This window comes from Corynebacterium auriscanis (genome assembly GCF_030408435.1).
Classification (GTDB): domain Bacteria; phylum Actinomycetota; class Actinomycetes; order Mycobacteriales; family Mycobacteriaceae; genus Corynebacterium; species Corynebacterium auriscanis.
This window is the reverse complement of record NZ_CP047046.1, coordinates 2285397-2304758: the sequence shown is the minus strand read 5'-3', so window position 1 is coordinate 2304758 and position 19362 is coordinate 2285397. Positions and strand designations below refer to the sequence as shown.

The window sequence follows — 19362 nt, the reverse complement described above, 5'->3', positions numbered from 1 at the left end:
GGAAGAGTGGAGGCAACGTTCGATGGATACAGGTGGCAGTGGCAACAGTGGCATGCAGCGCGAGATGACGGGGCTGCGCACTGTTACGCTCCTGACCCGCAAAACATGTGGCTCATGCGCGCGGGTCCGGGAGCAGATTGCGCCCGTGGTCGCGGAGGCCGGGGCCCTACTGGAGGTCGTGGATGTGGATGAGGGGGGCGTCGGTGGAGAGTTGGCATTGGAGTTCGGGGACCGTGTACCAGTAGTGCTGATCGACGATGAAGAGTTCGCGTGCTGGGAAGTTGACAACGATGAGCTTGCGGAGGCGCTGGGGTAAAAATGGGGTCGGTGGGCGTCGCCGCTGTGGTTGGGGGTTGGTGGGTGTCTTAGGGAACGTTCATATAACAGTTCCTCACCTTTTTGTTCCGTCGCCGCTGTGGTTGGGGGTTGGTGGGTGTCTTAGGGAACGTTCATATAACAGTTCCTCACCTACGTTTTGTCATCGGGGTGGGTTAAGGGATACCGTAGACGTTCGTAAATAAGTCTCTTCTAGGGAGGTCCAGATACCCATGGTCAGTAACGCCAGGACAGGGTCCGCGCAGGTGTTGCTCGTTGGGTTATCCTTCCGCTCCGCCCCGGTCATGATGCTGGAACAGGTTTCAGTGGCGAATGCAGACATGCAGAAACTGCAGCTAGCGCTCACCGAATCCGATGCGTTGAGCGAATCCCTCGTGCTGTCCACGTGCAACCGCATGGAGTTTTACACGGTTGCCAACGCATTCCACGACGGTTTGGACCACGTTGTCGAGACCATCTCTCGGTTCTCTTCCGTTCCTGCCGAGGAACTGGAGCCACACCTTTATGTGCACTATTCTGACGCCGCCGCGGAGCACATGTTGAACGTGGCATCCGGGTTGGACTCGATGGTGATGGGGGAGCAGCAGATCATTGGTCAGCTGCGCGGGGCCTACCAGAATGCGAAGGAAACCGGCACGGTTGGCCGTACGTTGCACGACCTAACCCAACGGGCACTACGTACCGGTAAGCGCGTGCACTCGGAAACTGCGATTGATTCCGCGGGTGCTTCCATGGTGTCTTTCGCAGTGGACAAGGCACTGGATTACCTCGCCCCAGGTGGGGTGGACGATTTGATGGGCAAGCGCGCCTTAGTAATCGGTGCGGGAGCCATGGCTTCGTTGGCCTCTACCCACTTGGGCAAGTTGGGAGTAGAACACATTACCGTCGCGAACCGAACCCTGTCGCGGGCGGAAAATCTGGTCGGCCATGCACGTGAGGCCGGAGTGAACGCGTCCGCGGTTCCGTTTAGTGCGATCGCCGATGTGCTTGCTTCCGTGGACATCGTCGTGTCCGCCACCGGAGCTGTGGAGTGCGTGGTTACCGGCGAGGCCGTCAGGGAAGCCATGGAGCCGGCCCGTCGTGGTGGTGACGAACGTATCCGCCCGCTCGTGTTGGTGGACCTGTCCATGCCACGGGACATCGAGCAAGCGGCGGGTGCGCACGAGGGTGTGACTCTCCTCAACATCGAAGAATTAACCACCATGGCGGGAGAGTCCGCGGCCGATGAAGACTCTGCGCGCTTCGTGGTGGCCCAAGAGCTTGAGGAGTTCCTGGAGCAGCAGCGGGCACAATCGGTCATCCCCACAGTCAAGGCTCTGCGCCAGAAGGCTGCCGATGTGATGGCTGAAGAGCTGATGCTGTTGGAAAAGCACACCGAAGGCATGTCTCAGGAACACCGCGCAGAGGTGCAAAAGTCAGTTCGCCGTATCGTGGACAAACTGCTGCACACACCGACCGTGCAGGCCAAGCGCCTGTCGGCCGGCGGGCAACAGGTCAGTTATGCCGATGCACTGGCCGCGCTGTTTCAACTGCCTACCGGTTCCGTCGTCAACGAGTCGAACGCAAAGACGATCCGGGAAGTATCCAACGAGGTTAAGGCCATTTCCGCGACCCGCAACCACACTGGTGAGGTGTAAACATTGTCACAGAACAACAACCCGCTCGCGGATTCGGAGAATAACGCGGTGACCGAACAGGCAGCGTCCCAGCTCTCCGGCCAGCGCACACTGCTGATCGGCACTCGCCGGTCGCAGCTGGCCACCACCCAATCTGGCCACGTCCAAGCCGGGATCACTGCCCAAGGGTGGGAAGCACAATTGCATATCGTGCACACCCCGGGTGACGCTTCCCAGGCCTCGCAGATTCCCGTTGCTCAAATCGGTGTGGGGGTGTTCACCGAAACACTCCGCAACGCATTGGCAGCCAAAGAATGTGACGTAGCGGTCCACTCGTTCAAGGACCTTCCCACCGCACCGGACAAGCGCTTCCGCATTGTCGTTCCCAAGCGCGTGGACCCACGCGAGGTTCTGGTCAGCGTGGATAACAAGGAGCTGGGAGATCTGCCCGAAGGCGCGAAGGTCGGAACCAGTGCGCCCCGGCGGGTTTCGCAGTTGCGCGCAGTTCGTCCCGATCTAGATATCCTGCCTCTGCGAGGCAATATCGACAGCCGCATGGGGCGCGTGGGTAACGACCTCGATGCCGTCATCCTTGCCCGTGCTGGGCTGGAGCGCGTGGGGCAGTTAGACCGCGCAGCGGAGTCGCTGGATCCGCACGTGCTCATGCCAGCTCCGGCACAAGGCGCGTTGGCCGTAGAGGTTCGCGCCGACGATGAAGAAGCCTGGCAAGCCGTGCTGCCACTGGAACACCTCCCCAGCCACGTTATGGCTGCCGCTGAACGCGCGGTGCTGGCCACCCTCGAAGCTGGGTGTTCCGCCCCCGTTGCCGCCCACTCCGAATGGTCGGGTAGCGACTATTCCGAGCTCACCGTTTTTGCCGGCGTGTTCGGAATGGACGGAAGCAAACAGCTAGTGGATAGTGTGAAGGTGACATTCGATGCGGGCCTAGGCCGAGAGAAACCGTCGCTCGAACAACGCGATCATTATCTGAAACGCGCCTTCGAAGCCGGCAGCTCACTGGGCTCAGCACTGTTAGATGCCGGTGCTAGCGCGTTAGTAGCAGAAGCCAGATAGCTCTTCATAAGCACTTAAAGACTTCTTTCACAATCCCCAGCGCCCCACTCAGTAATGCAGGCGGGGTGGCACGGGGTGGCGTCGGAACCAAAAAAGAATGGTTAGCCGGCCGCCGCTCAGCTTGTAGATACTCTCGTGCATCCAGCACGAGCAGCGAAAATAGAAAGCCATACGACATGACTGTTTCCGGATTGGACCCTGTGGGTCAGCAGGGCCGCGTGCTCTTCGTAGGTGCCGGCCCAGGTAACCCGGAATTGCTGACCGTCCGCGCGCGCGAGGTTATTGAGCACACCGCATACGCCTGGGTGGACCCAGCCGTTCTCACGGGAGTGCAGTCCCTCATTGCGGCCAAGGTGCCCGTGCCACAGCACAAGTTGGATGCTGCGGAAAAAGAGTGGGAACAGCGCATTGCCGCAGCTCGCGAGGCCGGTGCGCGGCGCCGTCCTCCACGCCCGGAACCGCCCACGGCCGCGGAGGTCGTGTTTGCCGCACCCGGAGTGGCAAGCGACGGGGAAGACGAAGACGTTCCCGACACCGCAGAGACCTCCGACACCGCAGAGACCTCCGAGGCCTCGGATGTCATGGCACCTGCCGACCCGGCTGTCATCGCCCAGCAAATGGTCGCGTGTGCCAAGGCGGGTAATGATGTCATCCGCTTGGTAGCGGGCAACCCGCTGAGCACGCCCGGGGTGTTGCTGGAATTGCAGGAGGTAGAGAACCTCGGAGTGGAATTCCAGGTAGTGCCGGGCATGACCGGGTCAGTCGCAGTGCCAGCGTTCACCGGTATTCGAGTGGGCCCGGACGTGACGACCGCCGATGTGCGCGGAGGCGCCGATTGGGATCAGTTGGCCGGCGCTGGCCTGCCATTGATTCTCACTGCGTCCCCTAGCGACCTCATGGGAATAGCCTCGGAACTAAAAGCCCGGGGTATAGCTGGATCCACGCCCGCGACGGTGACCTTGCACGGCACCACTCGCCGACAGCGCAGTTACGATGTCACACTGGATACGCTCAAGTCCATTGCCGCGGCTTCGGGCCCGGCTGCTCGGGAAGGTGAGCTGCCCGCGGAATTGATCGTGACCATCGGCAGTGAAGTGGGCAACCGCTCGAAGTATTCGTGGTGGGAAAACCGCGCGCTATACGGCTGGACGGTGCTGGTGCCCCGCGCCAAGAACCAGGCTGGACCCATGAGCGCGCGCCTTGCCTCCCACGGCGCCATTCCTGTGGAGGTGCCCACGATTTCGGTGGAGCCACCGCGCTCGCCCGTGCAGATGGAGCGCGCCATCAAGGGCATCGTGGATGGGCACTACCTCTGGGTGGTATTCACCAGCGTGAATGCGGTGAAAGCCACGTGGGCAAAACTGCAGGAATTCGGCCTTGACGCGCGGGCACTGGCCGGGGTCCGCGTGGCCGCGGTGGGTCCCAAGACTGCACAATCCGTGCTGGACTTGGGTATCATCCCGGAACTGTTGCCGAAAGATAACGCGCGCAATGCCTCCGGGTTGGTGGATGTATTCCCTGCTTACGATCCCGATGTGGACATGGTGGACAAAGTATTGCTGCCGCGGGCGGATATTGCCACGGATGTCTTGGTCGATGGCCTGATCGACCTAGGTTGGGACGTAGAAGATGTGGTTGCCTACCGCACGGTACGCGCGGCGCCCCCCAGCCCGGAGATCCGCGACATGATAAAGACCGGCGGTTTCGACGCAGTGTGCTTCACGTCTTCGTCGACAGTGAAGAACTTGGTCGGTATCGCGGGCAAACCCCATGCACGCACCATTATCGCGTGCATTGGGCCCATGGCAGCCCAGACAGCGCGCGAACATGGGTTGCGTGTGGATGTGATGCCCGAGGCCGCCGGGGTGCCCGAACTCGTGGATGCTCTAGCGGAACACGTCGCAGATCTGCGCGCGAAGGGTCAGCTGCCACCTCCGCGAAAGAGGCGGCGTCGACGTAAAAAGGCCAACAGCTAAGCCCGAGTCCGCCTGCGACAGGGCGGCAAAGGGACCCAGGGGACAATGGGGGGGGGCTGTCGTGGCAGTGGCGTAGCATCGGGGGCATGTCTGACGCTCAGAATGCTTTCAACGCACTGCCGGTTCGCCGGCCCCGCCGTCTGCGCACCTCACCGGTGATGCGCAATTTCACTGCGGAAACGGACCTGAACCCCAACCGCTTCGTCCTGCCCGCATTCATCGCCGATGGCATTGATGAGCCGAAACCGATTTCGTCTTTGCCCGGGGTGGTGCAGCATACAACCGATTCCCTGCTGCGGGCGGTGGAGGAAGCGATCGAGGCAGGCGTGGGTTCCATCGACCTATTTGGTGTGCCATTGGATGCGGATAAGGATGCGACCGGTTCTGTGGGGGCTCGGGAAGATGGGGTGCTCAACCGGGCATTGCAGGCGGTCCGGGATCGTTTCGGCGATGACATTTTGGTGATGGCCGATACCTGCTTGGATGAATTCACGGATCATGGCCACTGCGGTGTGCTGGCAGCCGATTCACGGGGTGATGTTGTTGTGGATAACGACGCCACGCTGCAGGCCTACGCCGAGATGGCCGTGGCCCAAGCACATGCGGGGGCGCACATTGTGAGCCCCAGTGGAATGATGGATGGCCAAGTTCGGGTTATCCGCGAGGCATTGGATGCAGCGGGGCATAAGGACGTGGCTATCATGGCGTACTCGGCGAAGTACGCGAGCGCGTTTTATGGGCCTTTCCGCGAAGCCGTAGGATCTTCCCTGAAAGGCGACCGGCGCACCTATCAACAGGATTGTCGTAACCTGCGCGAATCCATCTTGGAAACCCAACTGGATATCGATGAGGGTGCAGACATGGTGATGGTGAAACCTGGCATGCCGTACCTGGATGTTTTGCGCGAGGTTGCTAACATGTCGCCCGTGCCTGTCGCCGCCTACCAAGTCTCCGGGGAATACGCCATGATCTCCGCTGCTGCAGAGCGCGGATGGATCGACAAGGAACCGGCGATCATGGAGAGCTTGTACGGATTGCGCCGTGCCGGTGCCGATATCATCCTGACGTATTGGGCAACGTGGGCTGCGCAGCGCTTAAACCAGTAAGCTTAGCAACGGTATGAATGCTAATAGATTCCCGCAAAACCCCCACGCTCCGCAGCCAGCGCCACAGAACAATCCCGGTGGCGCGCGCGGTGACATGCCCAAACCCCCCAAGGTCGGCCGACCCGATGGATTGGCCCCCAGCCTTAAAGGCGCGCCCGAGGACGTGCGTTTTGGTGTGTGGGCATGGCTGAGTGTGAGCGCCATGCAAGTGTTGGACGGCGTAGTGCAATTCGTTGGCAACCTCACCGACGACCGGGCCCTGCGCGGACAGGTTGCCCAGCAGTTGAAAGACGACGCGTTCGCCAAGGACGTGATGGAGAAAAACAACCTCTCGATGGATTCCATGGTGGGGATGTTGAACTTGTCTATGACAGCCATCACTGTGCTGGCAGCGGCCCTGTGCGCGTTTTTGACGTGGCGTGCTGGGCGCGGTGGGAATTACTCCCGCATGTTCCTCAACGTGGGCTCGTTCTATTTGGCTATCAACGCGCTGCTCCTCTTGTTCTCGAAGGCGCCAGAAACCCTGCCGTTGGGATTTGTGGTTATCTCGGGCATCCTCACCATCCTGTCTGGGGTGGTTGCGATCGTGGGTGTGTATTTCTTCTCACGCCCGGGCAACGGAACGTGGCTGGGTTGGCCTACGTCGGAGGAGCTGAGGCAATATGCTGACGCTTTAGAAAAGAAGCAACGCGAGGACCGCAAGAATCGCGAGCGGGCTAAGAACAACAACCGGGCCAAGGCCAAAGACAAGCCAGAGAAATCATCTAAGTCGGATAAGCCCAGCGTTAACTCTCGAGGAAAGTAGGCTTTGCCGTGCCCAGCATGTTTCCCACCATGGCCAGCGCCAGCGACGATCGCAATCGCCGTGTAGAGCACTGGAAACCCGGTGATCCCACCCCTCGGTCCACCATCGCAGCGTTCGCTCTGCTGCTGGCTACGGGGGTGATCATGATCGTGGTGGGCGGGTTCCAGCTCGCCGCCTCATGGGATCAAAGTCCCACGTCACCAGAGGAAGCCGAGCGTATGCAGTCGGTCGCGAATAACGTACGTATTCTCGGTGGAGTCACCGCTGTGAGCGGTTTGGGTATCGCGCTGTTGTCGCCGCGGGTGCGCGATGGCTACCGTGGCGCGCGTCGCGGTGTGACCTACATCGCTGCCGTGGGAATGTTTTTCATGCTGGCCGGTTGGGTTTTCGGGTTCACGGCTATAGGCAACGCGTTGTTGGCCTTGCTGCTGGCTATCGGCTTGCTGCTGGCCTACCGTCCCGCGGCCGATCCGTATTTCGACGCCGGGCATCGCCTGGATACGCCCGTCGAAGGGGACGGCACTCTGCCCGGAGATGAGATACGTGGCTAATTCGTTGCAGCGCTCTACGTATCTGGGATGAGCGATACACTGACGTTTTAACTTGTCGTCCAACCCCGGGGCGGGATAGTCACGGGGGTTCTCACGTGTTAGGAAGGATTGCGGTCACGCGCTATGGCGGTTAATAGTCCCAACGATGTGCTGGGCCAAACCAGCTTTGCCTTCAAACTCGACGACGTAGAATCCGCTATTCACGCTACCCAGTTGGAACGTGAGCTCAACCGCATGGACAACGTGGAGGCTGTGGTTATTTATTCCACGGGTACCGCGTGGGTTTCCGCTGGTCCTGATGTGGATGTGGAGACCATTATCTCTACCATTAACACGTGCGGAATCCAGGCCCAGCAAACCGAGCGGTCACTGCGCCGGCGTTCCACACACGCTGCGGTGGCGCATACGCGGCGTCATATTCGAAGAAATGTCCATGCTGCGCAACGGGCTTGGTTGGCTGAACACCGCAAGCGGAACGACGCCCACGAAGCAAGCCACGAACGCTCTGGATTGGATTCCACCGAGGGCCTGCACACAGCTCGCGACCTCATCACCCGGGCGCGGCTCGCCATAGCTGTGCTTTTTGGTTTGCCGGTGGTCATCCTGCAGCTTTTCCCCGGGCTGCAGTTCGATTACTGGCAGTGGGTGTGCTTGGGTCTCGCCGCCCCCGTGATGTCGTGGTGCGCCTGGCCTTTTCACCGCGCTGTGGTGGGAGGGCTGCGCCGTAGGATGTCAGCGTTGGATGGGGCCAGCTCTTTGGCCATTTTGATCGCGTTCGTGTACTCGGCGCTCATGGTTCTGTTCACCGACGTGGGCGATCCGTCGTGGCGCAGCCGTCAGATCCTGTTAGCCGGTAGCTGGTCGGACCCAAACATTAACGGCTCGCTATTCCTCGACGTGTCGTGCGGTGTAACGATCCTCTTGCTGTTCGGACGATTGCTCTCACGGCGCGCGCACCTGCGCAGCAAGACCATTCTGAGTGTGCTCAGCTTGCCCGCCATCGAGGAACTCACCGTGGTTCGCAAAAACCGGCAAGGTAAAACCTGCCGTAAGCAAATCAGTTCCACGGAAATCCGCGTGGGGGATGACATGATCATGCCGGGCGGTTCCGTATTCCCCAGCGACGGCGAAGTCATCAGCGGCAAATCCGTGGTTGATTTGGGCCCCGTAGGTGGATTGCACCGTACGGTGGAAGTATCGGTGGGAGACCGGGTGTTCGCCGGTGGCCGCAACCTGGGCAATGAACTGAAGATCCGCGCGCTCACCACGGGTTCCCAAACCCGCCTAGCTGCGATGCAACGCTGGGTCGTCTCTGCCGTGCGCGACGAGAACCGCATTGCGCACCTCACCAACCGCACTGCCAGTTTGTTGGTGCCGTGGACGGTGGGCATCGCGGTCATCAACTTCTTCATCTGGTGGGGATTCGTCGGGTCGTGGGATGCGGCCATGGCCACCTCCCTTTCGGCTCTGGCCTGTGTGGCCCCGGTGGCGTTAGCTCTGTCGGCACCATTGGCGCTGCGCTTGGGCCTGTGGCGCTCCGCCACGCAAGGCACGCTGCTGCGCGATACCTCCACACTGCACCGCTTGGCGGACGTGGATTCGATCATCTTCAACCGGGTGGGCACCCTCACCACCGGCCCCATGAGAGTGAAGTCGGTGACGGCAGCAGACGGAGAAAACCCGGAGTTGTTGTTGCGCGTGGCGGCGTCGCTATCCATGGAGTCAGACCACGGTCTATCGAAAGCGATCGTGCGAGCAGACCGCGAAGCCCGCGATGCCAGCAGCGGTGACGGGACCGTGCCACAGTGGCTGGATACCGGTGATGTGAAGGTGACCGACGATGGCACCTTCATCGGCACCGTCGTGATTCCAATGGATGGGGACAGCCGTCATATCGAAGCCCGGTTGTGGCGGCCGCGCGATGTGGGGCAAGTTCACAATCCCAAGCTGGCCCACGCGCTGGTCGACGGGGGTTCGCCTGTGGTGATCTCCTGGCGGGGCCGCGATCGCGGTGTGATCAATGTGATCGACGATTTCAAGCCCGATGCGGCCGAAGCCATCGACGAATTGGAGGGCATGGACTTAGAAACGTTCATGCTCTCGCGTGACCCGTATCCCGTGGCCCGTCGGGTGGCAGATTCCATGCGGATTTCCACGGTGCTCGCTGGCATTGCCCCCAATCGTAAGGAGGCGACGGTTCGCGGGGTACACGCGCAAGGGGCGCGCGTGGCGATGGTGGGCGATAATGACATCCGCGGTGCATTGCGCGTGGCCGATGTGGGAATCCTGCTGGGGGCAGCGGATCAGATCGACAAGGCAGTGGGTGTTGCAGACGTAGTGATGCTGCGCGATGATGTCATGGCCATTCCCGAAACCGTGAATTTTGCCCGCCACGTTCGCCGCACAGTGGATTGGAATGTGTGGCTGAGTTGGGGCTACAACGCGGTGGCCGTCCTATTGGCGCTCCTGGGATTCCTCAACCCGATGTTGGCGACAGTGTTGATGCTGCTGAGTTCCACGCTGATTGAGTTCCGCAGCGCGCGGATTCTGCATCGGAACTTTTCCCGTTCGTCACTCAGCCAAACTCACCGCTGGGAAGGTTGGATCGCCCGATTGCAGTTGGCCCGTGAGCATCGCCGTCGAGAGGAATTGCGGGCTACCGCGATTGATATGGCCCGGGAGGATGCGCTGGAGGAGGCGCGAGAGCGCTAGGCTAGGGGGAGCACCGAATCGCCGAAACAATCGTAAGGAGCACACCTCAACGTGTCCACCCCTGCCGCACATTTGGATCACACTACTAGCGCAGCTTCCATGGAACGCGCCCGCAAGGTCATCCCAGGTGGGGTGAATTCACCAGTGCGCGCTTTCGGCTCCGTCGGCGGAACTGCTCCTTTCATCACCAGCGCCAAGGGATCCCACCTGCACGACGAGGACGGCAATACCTATGTTGACCTCATCTGCTCCTGGGGCCCCATGATCCACGGGCACGCGCACCCGGAGATCGTGGATGCCGTGGCCGCCGCCGCTGCTAAGGGGTTGTCGTACGGTGCGCCCACCAGCATGGAGGTCGACCTGGTCGACGAGATCGTTCGTCGTACGAGTGCCGAGAAGGTGCGGTTGGTGAACTCTGGCACCGAGGCCACAATGTCCGCCACCCGCCTGGCGCGCGGTTTTACCGGCCGAGACAAGATCATCAAATTTGAGGGTTGCTACCACGGCCACGTGGATTCCCTTCTGGTGGCCGCCGGTTCCGGTGTTGCCACCTTTGGCCTACCAGATTCCCCAGGCATCACCAAGGCCGCAGCTGCGGATACGATCGTGGTGCCGTACCGCGATTTTGAGGCCGTCAAGAAGGCCTTCGCGGACAACGAGGGCCAGGTTGCAGCAGTGATCGTCGAGGCCGCTGCGGGCAATATGGGCACCGTTAATCCCGGTGAATTTAACGCGCAGCTCAAGGAAGTTTGCCACACCAACGGCGCGCTGCTGATTCTGGATGAGGTGATGACTGGCTTCCGTGTTTCGGAGCAGGGCTGGTACGGAAAGGATGCAGTTGCCGGTGACCTCACCACGTTCGGCAAGGTCGTATCCGGCGGTCTGCCAGCGGCTGCGTTTGGCGGCCGGGCGGACATCATGGATCACCTTGCTCCGGTCGGCCCCGTTTACCAGGCAGGCACGCTCTCGGGCAATCCCGTTGCTGTGGCCTCTGGTTTGCGTTCTTTGCAATTGGCCGACGCCGCCGTCTACCGCACGCTCGATTCCAATGCGGATCGGGTTGCTCAGCTGATCTCGGATGCTCTGAGCGCTGAATCCGTTACCCACCACGTCCAACGGGCGGGCAGTATGTTCAGCTTCCGATTTGCGGAGGGGGAGGGGACGAACTTCGAGCAGATGCAAGCGGCCGAGACTTTCCGTTACGCCCCGTTCTTCCACGCGCTGTTAGACGGCGGTGTTTTTGCACCCCCGAGTGTGTTCGAAACTTGGTTTGTCTCCGCGGCTTTGACCGACGATGACTTCGCGCGGATCGAGAAGGCGGCCGCAGCGGCGGCGAAAGCCGCGGCCGCTGCGGAAGCGTGATCGCTGGCACTCCAGCGGTTTGGCAGGAAAACCCAAGGTCTCGGCAATAAACCCGCTTAGGAGACTGAGCCGAAGGGCGCTAAACTACAACACCATGGCAACGATCGTTCACTTGGTTCGTCACGGCTTAGTCCACAATCCAGAGAAGATTCTCTACGGGCGTATCCCCGGATATCACCTCTCGGAACGCGGGCGGAATATGGCTCACGCGGTCGCCCGGGACTTCGCGGATCACGACGTCACCTATGTGGCTGCCTCACCGCTGCAGCGCGCGCAGGAGACCGCGGCTCCGATCGCCAAGGCCACCAATCTTTCCATCGAAACAGATGAACGCCTGCTGGAAGCCGGCAACCAGTTGGAGGGGCGGCACATCAAGGGCATTCGCAGCGAACTGTGGAACCCAAAGTTGTGGCCACTGTTGAAAAACCCCACTGTCCCCAGCTGGGGCGAGCCTTATACTGAGATTCGCGATCGCATGTGGGCGGCCGTGGAGGCCGCTCGCGATAAAGCGCGCGGTCATGAAGCCGTGCTGGTGAGTCATCAGCTGCCGATCGTCATGATCCAGCGTGATGCCATGGGCCTGCCCTTGGCTCACAACCCAGCGGCCCGTCAATGCGAGGTGGCCTCTGTAACTTCCCTCGTTTTCGATGGTGCGCACTTGACGGATATCTATTACTCAGAGCCAGCGCAGGAGATTTAGGTAGCGATGCAGTCTAGGTTCAAGAAGATCGGTGCGACCATTGCCACGATCGGGCTCTCAGCCACTATTGCAGCCTGTGGCGAAGAAAACACGGCTGGGCAGAATGCCGTAGCTGTGGGGGGAACCTTCCAATTCGTTTCCCCCGGTGGACAAACAAGCATTTCTTACCCGCCCAGCGAGCGCAAAGAAGTGCAGAATTTTGAGGGCAAGGACCTGTTGTCCGATAAACCCATCCAGCTCAGCGATTTCGACAACAAGGTCGTCGTGTTGAACTCCTGGGGACAATGGTGCGGGCCGTGCCGTTCGGAATCCGACGACCTGCAGCGGGTACAGGAAAAGCTAGAAAAAGACGGTCGTGGCACCCTGCTGGGGATCAATGTGCGCGATGCAGCCCGTTCGAAGCCCCAGGATTTCGTCAAGGACAACGGCATTACCTACCCGTCTATCTACGATCCGCCGTTTAAGACGGCACTGGCGTTGGGCGGTGTTCCAGCCAGTGTGATTCCCACCACCATCGTCCTAGATAAGCAGCACCGTCCCGCGCATATCTTCCTGAAGGAAGTCACCGATGATGAGTTGTGGAAGGTAGTTCAACCGCTGCTGGAAGAATCCGAAAAATGACGTACCTAGCCGCCCAGTCGTCGATCGGGCAGTCGTTTGCGGATACAGCCGCGTCCGGCCCGATCATTCTGGCCCTGCTGGCCGCTGCCCTCGCCGGGGTGGTCTCCTTCGCCTCCCCGTGTGTGATTCCGCTGGTACCGGGTTATATTTCCTACCTGGCTGGCGTGGTGGGAGCGGAAACCGAATACACTGCCCAGGGCACCGTGGTGAAAGCGCGCCGGGCGAAAACCGCGTCCGCGGCGTTGATGTTCGTTGCCGGCTTCACGGTGGTTTTCGTCCTCGCCTCCGTCAGTGTTTTCGGCGCGATAACCGCGTTGCAGCTCAATCAAGAGCTGCTCATGCGCGTGGGCGGAGTGGTCACCATCATCATGGGAATCGTCTTTTTGGGATTCATCAAACCCCTACAGCGCGATACCCGATTGGCGCCCAAACGTTGGACCACCATCGCCGGGGCCCCCTTGCTGGGCGGTGTGTTCGCGCTCGGTTGGACTCCGTGTTTGGGTCCCACGCTGGCCGCGATCATCTCGGTTTCCACCGGCACTCAAGGCATGACGGCAGCCCGCGGAGTTGCCCTCATCATTGCTTATTGCCTGGGCTTGGGATTGCCATTCATCTTGGTCGCGTTCGGATCCTCCAAGGCCCTGACCGGGGTGGGCTGGCTGCGCCGGCACTCCCGACTCATTCAGATGATTGGCGGAGCATTGTTGATCATCGTGGGGTTGTTGCTGGTCACCGGCCAGTGGGCGGTTTTCGTGGAGTACATTCGCCAGGCATTTATTTCCGACGCCACGCTGCCCATTTAACCCGCTGGGAATGGGCGTCGAGAAAAGAAAGCGATTGACGGTTCGTGAAGAAGAAGTCAGCGAAGACAACGGAACTAGAGGCAATGAAAAAAGACAACACTGACCAGCGCCAGCCTGCAGCGACGGCACAGTCCGGGCCGAAGCGACGCAGTGTGGCCGCGCGGATTGTGGACTGGCCGAAGAGGGGGTGGCTGTGGCTGACCAAGATGAAGACGGCGTTGGTGCTGTTGTTCTTGCTGGCGATTGCCGCGATTCCCGGTGCGCTGTTGCCACAGCGGTCGCTCAACGAGTCCAAGGTGCTGGATTACATCAACGCCAATGGGAAGACCGCGCAGGTCTTCGACAAACTGGGGCTTTTCGATGTGTTCTCGTCCCCCTGGTTCACCGCCATCTATGTGCTGCTGGTGCTGTCCTTGATTGGCTGCATCCTGCCGCGCACATGGGACCACTACAAGGCCTTGCGCACTCATCCACCGATGGCGCCGAAGCGATTGACGCGCATGCCGCATTCCGTCAGTGGGGAAGTGGAGGTGGACGAGAGCACTGCCAAGAAGCGCGTGCGCGAGATGTTCAAGGGATGGAATGTCCGCGAAACCCCGGCCGAGGACGACCGTGCGGGCCACTGGTCAATCTCTGCCGAGAAGGGATATCTGCGCGAGGCGGCAAACTTGGTGTTCCACTTGGCGCTTGTAGGTATTTTGGCAGCTGTTGGATTGGGGCGCTTGGCCTACTATGAGGGCCAAGTGATCGTGGTAGCCGGCACGGAGCAATCCGAGTTTTGTAACTCCGCGGTCTCCAACTTCGATTCTTTCCGCCATGGTGCGCTATTCGACGGTACGGGGCTTACTCCGTTCTGCGTGAACGTCAAGGACTTTTCGGCCACTTATACGCCGAACGGCCAAGCGGTGGAGTTCGCATCCAACATCGATTGGGCTAACCCCGAACAGGCGTTTAAGCCGAAGGAAGAGTGGAACCAGGCCACGTTGAGTGTGAATCACCCACTGCGCTTAGCGGGTAACCGCGTGTACTTGCAGGGCCACGGTTACGCCCCCACATTCACCATTGAATGGCCGAATGGTGAAAAGCGCACGGAGACCACTCAGTTCCGACCTGATGATCTGACGTTCTTCCTGTCCTCCGGAGCGATGCGGTGGGATCCACCGGCGGGTATGTATCCGAACCTGCAGGATCGCCGCGCACACCAGATCAGCATCCAAGGTCTGTTCGCGCCGTCAGCGGAATTCACTGGGCCGAATAACAAGATCCTCAGCTCGAACTTCCCAGCGATGCGTGACCCAGCCGTGGCTGTGGACGTCTACCGCGGTGACACTGGACTGGATGGTGGTCGCAGCCAGAATATTTTCTCCCTCGATCCGGGACAGATGCACAGTGGCGCGATGCAAATGTTGGACCGCGTAAACCTGAAAAAAGGCGAGTCCGTAACGCTCGACGATGGCACTAAAATTACCTTCGATGGTGCTGAGGAATTTGTGAACCTGCAGGTCTCCCGCGATCCAACGGTGTACGCGGTACTGGTGTTCGCAGTGTTGATGCTGGGAAGCTTGGCGCTGTCTTTGATGATCAAGCGCCGCCGGTTCTGGGTCCGTTTGATTCCGAATGGGACTGGCACGACGACGATTGAAATCGCCGGTTTGTCCCGCACCGATTCTGCCGGCTGGGGCCGTGAATTCAACCGAAAGGCCGAGCGGTTGCTGGGTCTGGAGGAAGAGGACCTTGACGATACCCATGACGCAAGTAACTCGGATTGGGATCACCGGTACAACGACGGCTTGGACGACCATCTTGTTTAGGCCTAGTCAAACGGCTAGTTTTAGATCTATTGCCCCGCTTCGGATCCTCAGCCGGATTGCGGAACGAGGCGCGTATTCGCGAAGGATTTGAGTGGTTGAGATGAACATCGATCAGGATTTATCGCAGTTTTCCGATTTGGCCTACCGCACCACCGTGGGCATTTACCTATTGGCACTAGCTGTGTCGTTGGTCTTCTATGGCATGGTGCGTATCGCCAATGAGCTGCGCGCGGCACGCGCTGCTGAAATGAAGAAGCTGAGTAAGGGCGCAGAGGTCGCGTCGGCGGTTGGCGCTAGTGCGGCCACTGGGGGGTCTAGTGGTGTAGCCACGTTGGAACGCGGTGACGATTCCCGCGGTACAGCGCTGGAAGATCACCTGCCGGAACGCCTGCGTTCCGAAAACGTCATCGCACGCGTGAAGCGCGCCGATAAGTGGGGCGGTATTACCCAGGCATTGGTGTGGCTGGGTATTGCGGTGCATTTTTTGCAGGTCGTACTGCGTGGAACGGCAACTCATCGCTTCCCGTGGGGCAACCTGTTTGAATACATCACGATGGTCACCCTGTTCGGCATGGTGATCACCGCGTTCGTTATTCGCCGCAAGTCCATGCGCGTGATGTGGCCGTGGGTGCTGGTTCCCGTGGTGGCCGTGATGTTTTACGCGGGTACAAAGCTGTACGCCGAGACCGCACCGCTGGTTCCTTCCCTGCGTTCCTACTGGTTCGTGATTCACGTCTCTACCGTGTCTATCGGTGGTGGCATTGGCTTGGTTTCCGGCATCGCCTCCTTGATGTACTTGTTCCGCCGGACGCAACCCAAGGGTCAGGAGAAGGGGGTGCTCGGTGCGATCATTTCGCCACTGCCCGCAGCTGAGAAGCTGGATGCCCTGGCATATCGCGCGTGTGTGTGGACTCTCCCGATTTTCGGTTTGGGTATCATCTTTGGCGCCATCTGGGCTGACGCGGCATGGGGCCGTTTCTGGGGATGGGATCCGAAGGAGACCGTGTCCCTGATCACCTGGATCCTCTACGCGGCGTACCTGCACGCTCGAGCGACGCCGGGGTTCCGTAAGGCATCCGCCTGGATCAACGTCGTGGCATTTGCGACGATGGTGTTCAACTTGTTCTTCATCAACATCGTTATTGCGGGTCTGCACTCGTACGCGGGGCTCAACTAGTCCCCTCCCCGTGCGTGCCCTCTATGCTCTAAGTATGAGTGTCACCTCCACTGCTGCCTCTCAGTGCGACTCAGGTGCTGCCGGCGCCTTCACGGAACTGCTCGTCACGGGTGGTGCCGGGTTCATTGGCTCCAACTTTGTCCACCGCACGTTGGCGCACCGCCCCGAAGTACGCATCCTTATGGTCGACTCCATGACGTACGCCGCCAATCCCGCCAACCTCACCACCCCCGATGGGGTGCCACTTGTGCAGGCCTTTCCCGATCGCTTTTCTTTTTTGCAGGTGGATATTGCCGACGCCCACGCGGTCGCAACCCTAGTTTCCGATTGGGTGGCCGGTTTGCCGAGTACCAATTCCCATGCGGCAATCGTTCACTTTGCGGCTGAAAGTCACAATGATAATTCGCTGTTGCGGCCCGGGATCTTTGCCCGGACCAATGTGGAAGGCACGGTTAATTTGTGCGAGGCCGCCGTGCGGCATGGCATCCATGTGCACCACATCTCTACCGACGAGGTGTTTGGGGACCTCGCTCTCGATGATCCAGCGCGGTTTACCGTCGATACTCCCTACGCACCCAGTTCCCCGTACTCCGCCTCCAAGGCCTCTGCGGACCATTTCGTGAGGGCCTTTGTACGCTCCCGCGGGCTTTCCGCAACCATTAGCAACTGTTCCAATAACTACGGTCCGCGCCAGCATCCGGAGAAGTTCATCCCCCGGCAGATCACAGGCTTAATTGATGGCGAGAAACCGCGGTTGTACGGCACCGGTGCCAACGTGCGGGATTGGATCCACGTAGATGATCACAACGACGCGGTGTGGGCGATCCTCGATGCGGTGGCAGCGTCAGACCCCGCCTCCGTTGCCATTGAAAACGGACAAACGTTCCTCATTGGCGCGGACGGGGAGCGCAGCAACATTGAGGTTGTGCGGGATCTTCTGGAGGTCTTTGGGCGCAGTGCTGATGATTTCGTCCACGTGACTGATCGCCCAGGCCACGACCGCCGATACGCGATTGATCCGAGCAGTATTCAGGCCATCGGATGGCAACCGAGGTACACGGACTTCCGTGAAGGGCTTGTGGCCACTGTGGATTGGTACCAAGCCAACGAGCGGTGGTGGCGGGAGGCTAGGGTGGCGTCGGAAAAGAAATACAGCCAAACCGAAAAAGAGATTTAACGGTTCGGCGGCGAATAGGAGTGAAGGGTCCGGAAGGGGCTTACAGCTCGCGGGTGTGTAGATCCTTCGGTGCAGTCAACGTGGCAGCTGTAGAGATGGCCAGCAAGACCATGAGGTAGATGCCGATGGACCAGGCATGGCCGGTCTTATCCAGCAGAAGTTGCGCAATCATAGGTGCGAAAGCTCCGCCCAGCACGGACCCCAATGCGTATCCAACAGACACTCCGGAGAAACGGATGGAGCGGGGGAACAATTCGGCGTACATGGCGGATTGTGGACCGTAGCTCAGGGCCAAGCCAGGGATGAGCAACAGGATGCCAACGGTGAACCACACTATTTTGCCCGTATCGATCAGTAGCCAGACGGGCACGATTAAGACGAACAGGGAAATGTAGCCGAGAGTAAAGGCTTGGCGGCGGCCGATCTTGTCCGACAACGCGCCCGACCACAAGGTGAGAGCGGCCCACAGGAGGGAAGCCACGATGACGGCGATGAACACTTGCTGCTGGGGTAGTTTCAACGTCTTGGCTGCGTACGATCCCATGAACGCGATGACCATGTAGCCGATTGCGTTGTTGGCGGCGAAGATCAGGGCTGCTTTGACTACCAGACCAGGGTGCTCGCGCATCATTACGCCCAAGGGGGCACTGGACTGCTGTGCGCGTTCACGGATTTCTTCGAACACGGGAGATTCGGCCACGCGGGAGCGAACGATTGCACCCACCACCACGAGTGCGATGGAGAGGAGGAATGGGATGCGCCACGCCCACTCGATGTAACCATCTTTACCGACGATGGCCGTGAGAATCAGCAGAACCGCCGTGGCGGCGGAGAGTCCGAGTGGCACGCCCAGCTGAGGGTAGGAACCAAATAGGCCGCGCTTGTTGCGAGGTGCGTGTTCCACTGCCAAAAGGGCGGCGCCACCCCACTCGCCACCGGCGGAAAAGCCTTGGAGCACGCGCAGCAAGATCAGCAGGACCGGCGCAGCTATGCCAATGGAGGCGTAACTCGGCAGCAGGCCAATCGCCGCGGTGGATGCTCCCATCAAGATCAAGGTGGCGGCGAGAACGCGCTTGCGACCCAATTTGTCGCCGAGGTGACCAGCGACCATCGCTCCCAGGGGGCGGAAGAGGAAGCTAATGCCCAAGGAGGCCCAGGAGATGATCTGGGCAAGTGTGGCGTTGTCCTCGCCTAGGGGCTTGAAAAACTGGGAGGCAAACACCAGCCCGGCGGCTTGAGCGTAAATGAAGAAGTCGTACCACTCAATGGTCGTACCTACGAGGGTGGCTGCGAGAATCTTCTTTTCCTCATGAGCAGCGGGTTGGCTACGCGACGATGTTTCAGACATAACAGATCACGATAGTTGTTGGAGAAGAAATTCTGTGCAATAAATGCTATTTTTGTTAGCTTCCGTAGAAATTGCTGCGGGGGTGGGGGATTTGTCAGGCAACCCTATCTTTGGCTAGCCTTACTTTTCTAGAGCTAGGGTTAGCCATGCCTAATCCTTGGATGTGAGGCGCCGGCACAAGAGGAGT

Annotated in this window: 16 protein-coding genes; 15 read left to right on the top strand and 1 reads right to left on the bottom strand. The window is 60.0% G+C overall.

Annotated features, from left to right (window positions below; all coding sequences use genetic code 11):
* The first annotated feature begins 22 nt into the window (after window positions 1-22).
* The 15 genes from CAURIC_RS09830 to rfbB all read left to right on the top strand — a co-directional run bounded on the left by CAURIC_RS09830 (window position 23) and on the right by rfbB (window position 17827).
* Window positions 23-316 carry a glutaredoxin family protein gene (locus tag CAURIC_RS09830; protein WP_425474809.1) on the top strand — a complete coding sequence of 98 codons (294 nt, stop codon included), beginning with the start codon at window positions 23-25 and terminating at the stop codon, window positions 314-316.
* 232 nt (window positions 317-548) lie between these two features.
* On the top strand, window positions 549-1973 hold the full coding sequence (locus CAURIC_RS09825) for a glutamyl-tRNA reductase (protein ID WP_084588120.1): 1425 nt from the start codon (window positions 549-551) through the stop codon (window positions 1971-1973).
* A 48-nt stretch (window positions 1974-2021) separates the two neighbouring features.
* Window positions 2022-3026: a hydroxymethylbilane synthase gene (gene hemC / locus CAURIC_RS09820; RefSeq protein ID WP_035113843.1), complete on the top strand. Its 1005-nt coding sequence runs from the start codon at window positions 2022-2024 to the stop codon at window positions 3024-3026.
* A gap of 176 nt (window positions 3027-3202) precedes the next feature.
* Window positions 3203-5002: a uroporphyrinogen-III synthase gene (locus tag CAURIC_RS09815; RefSeq protein ID WP_290182692.1), complete on the top strand. Its 1800-nt coding sequence runs from the start codon at window positions 3203-3205 to the stop codon at window positions 5000-5002.
* Between the two features lie 86 nt (window positions 5003-5088).
* A complete protein-coding gene (gene hemB, locus CAURIC_RS09810; RefSeq protein WP_035113558.1) occupies window positions 5089-6108 on the top strand; it encodes a porphobilinogen synthase in 1020 nt (339 codons plus the stop codon).
* 13 nt (window positions 6109-6121) lie between these two features.
* Entirely contained in the window at window positions 6122-6913 is a 792-nt protein-coding gene (locus tag CAURIC_RS09805) for a hypothetical protein (protein ID WP_052094914.1), read from the top strand.
* Between the two features lie 17 nt (window positions 6914-6930).
* A complete protein-coding gene (locus tag CAURIC_RS09800) occupies window positions 6931-7464 on the top strand; it encodes a hypothetical protein (protein WP_235700710.1) in 534 nt (177 codons plus the stop codon).
* A gap of 123 nt (window positions 7465-7587) precedes the next feature.
* Window positions 7588-10176, top strand: coding sequence for a heavy metal translocating P-type ATPase (locus CAURIC_RS09795; protein WP_246815889.1), 2589 nt, complete (start codon window positions 7588-7590; stop codon window positions 10174-10176).
* A 51-nt stretch (window positions 10177-10227) separates the two neighbouring features.
* Window positions 10228-11538, top strand: coding sequence for a glutamate-1-semialdehyde 2,1-aminomutase (gene hemL, locus CAURIC_RS09790; RefSeq protein ID WP_290182688.1), 1311 nt, complete (start codon window positions 10228-10230; stop codon window positions 11536-11538).
* Window positions 11539-11632: 94 nt separating this feature from the next.
* On the top strand, window positions 11633-12238 hold the full coding sequence (locus CAURIC_RS09785; protein ID WP_035113560.1) for a histidine phosphatase family protein: 606 nt from the start codon (window positions 11633-11635) through the stop codon (window positions 12236-12238).
* Between the two features lie 6 nt (window positions 12239-12244).
* Window positions 12245-12859, top strand: coding sequence for a TlpA disulfide reductase family protein (locus CAURIC_RS09780; RefSeq protein WP_035113561.1), 615 nt, complete (start codon window positions 12245-12247; stop codon window positions 12857-12859).
* Entirely contained in the window at window positions 12856-13662 is an 807-nt protein-coding gene (locus tag CAURIC_RS09775) for a cytochrome c biogenesis CcdA family protein (protein WP_265914126.1), read from the top strand. Before CAURIC_RS09780 ends, CAURIC_RS09775 begins: the two co-directional genes overlap by 4 nt.
* A 206-nt stretch (window positions 13663-13868) precedes the next feature.
* Window positions 13869-15473 carry a cytochrome c biogenesis protein ResB gene (locus tag CAURIC_RS09770; RefSeq protein WP_290183436.1) on the top strand — a complete coding sequence of 535 codons (1605 nt, stop codon included), beginning with the start codon at window positions 13869-13871 and terminating at the stop codon, window positions 15471-15473.
* Between the two features lie 100 nt (window positions 15474-15573).
* Window positions 15574-16650, top strand: coding sequence for a c-type cytochrome biogenesis protein CcsB (gene ccsB, locus CAURIC_RS09765; protein ID WP_290182682.1), 1077 nt, complete (start codon window positions 15574-15576; stop codon window positions 16648-16650).
* Window positions 16651-16684: 34 nt separating this feature from the next.
* Window positions 16685-17827: a dTDP-glucose 4,6-dehydratase gene (rfbB, locus tag CAURIC_RS09760; RefSeq protein WP_290182680.1), complete on the top strand. Its 1143-nt coding sequence runs from the start codon at window positions 16685-16687 to the stop codon at window positions 17825-17827.
* Window positions 17828-17867: 40 nt separating this feature from the next.
* Here the strand turns inward: rfbB and CAURIC_RS09755 are convergent, their stop codons facing one another.
* Window positions 17868-19175, bottom strand: coding sequence for an MFS transporter (locus tag CAURIC_RS09755; protein WP_035113562.1), 1308 nt, complete (start codon window positions 19173-19175; stop codon window positions 17868-17870).
* Between the last annotated feature and the right edge of the window lie 187 nt (window positions 19176-19362).

Excerpts from the sequence above, each read along its gene's own strand:
- hemB (WP_035113558.1), top strand. The coding sequence starts at position 5,089 with ATGTCTGACGCTCAGAATGCTTTCAACGCACTGCCGGTTCGCCGGCCC.
- CAURIC_RS09805 (WP_052094914.1), top strand. The coding sequence starts at position 6,122 with ATGAATGCTAATAGATTCCCGCAAAACCCCCACGCTCCGCAGCCAGCG.
- CAURIC_RS09795 (WP_246815889.1), top strand. The coding sequence starts at position 7,588 with ATGGCGGTTAATAGTCCCAACGATGTGCTGGGCCAAACCAGCTTTGCC.
- CAURIC_RS09825 (WP_084588120.1), top strand. The coding sequence starts at position 549 with ATGGTCAGTAACGCCAGGACAGGGTCCGCGCAGGTGTTGCTCGTTGGG.
- CAURIC_RS09830 (WP_425474809.1), top strand. The coding sequence starts at position 23 with ATGGATACAGGTGGCAGTGGCAACAGTGGCATGCAGCGCGAGATGACG.
- ccsB (WP_290182682.1), top strand. The coding sequence starts at position 15,574 with ATGAACATCGATCAGGATTTATCGCAGTTTTCCGATTTGGCCTACCGC.
- CAURIC_RS09780 (WP_035113561.1), top strand. The coding sequence starts at position 12,245 with ATGCAGTCTAGGTTCAAGAAGATCGGTGCGACCATTGCCACGATCGGG.
- CAURIC_RS09775 (WP_265914126.1), top strand. The coding sequence starts at position 12,856 with ATGACGTACCTAGCCGCCCAGTCGTCGATCGGGCAGTCGTTTGCGGAT.
- CAURIC_RS09770 (WP_290183436.1), top strand. The coding sequence starts at position 13,869 with ATGAAGACGGCGTTGGTGCTGTTGTTCTTGCTGGCGATTGCCGCGATT.
- CAURIC_RS09755 (WP_035113562.1), bottom strand. The coding sequence starts at position 19,175 with ATGTCTGAAACATCGTCGCGTAGCCAACCCGCTGCTCATGAGGAAAAG.
- CAURIC_RS09815 (WP_290182692.1), top strand. The coding sequence starts at position 3,203 with ATGACTGTTTCCGGATTGGACCCTGTGGGTCAGCAGGGCCGCGTGCTC.
- CAURIC_RS09785 (WP_035113560.1), top strand. The coding sequence starts at position 11,633 with ATGGCAACGATCGTTCACTTGGTTCGTCACGGCTTAGTCCACAATCCA.
- rfbB (WP_290182680.1), top strand. The coding sequence starts at position 16,685 with ATGAGTGTCACCTCCACTGCTGCCTCTCAGTGCGACTCAGGTGCTGCC.
- CAURIC_RS09800 (WP_235700710.1), top strand. The coding sequence starts at position 6,931 with ATGTTTCCCACCATGGCCAGCGCCAGCGACGATCGCAATCGCCGTGTA.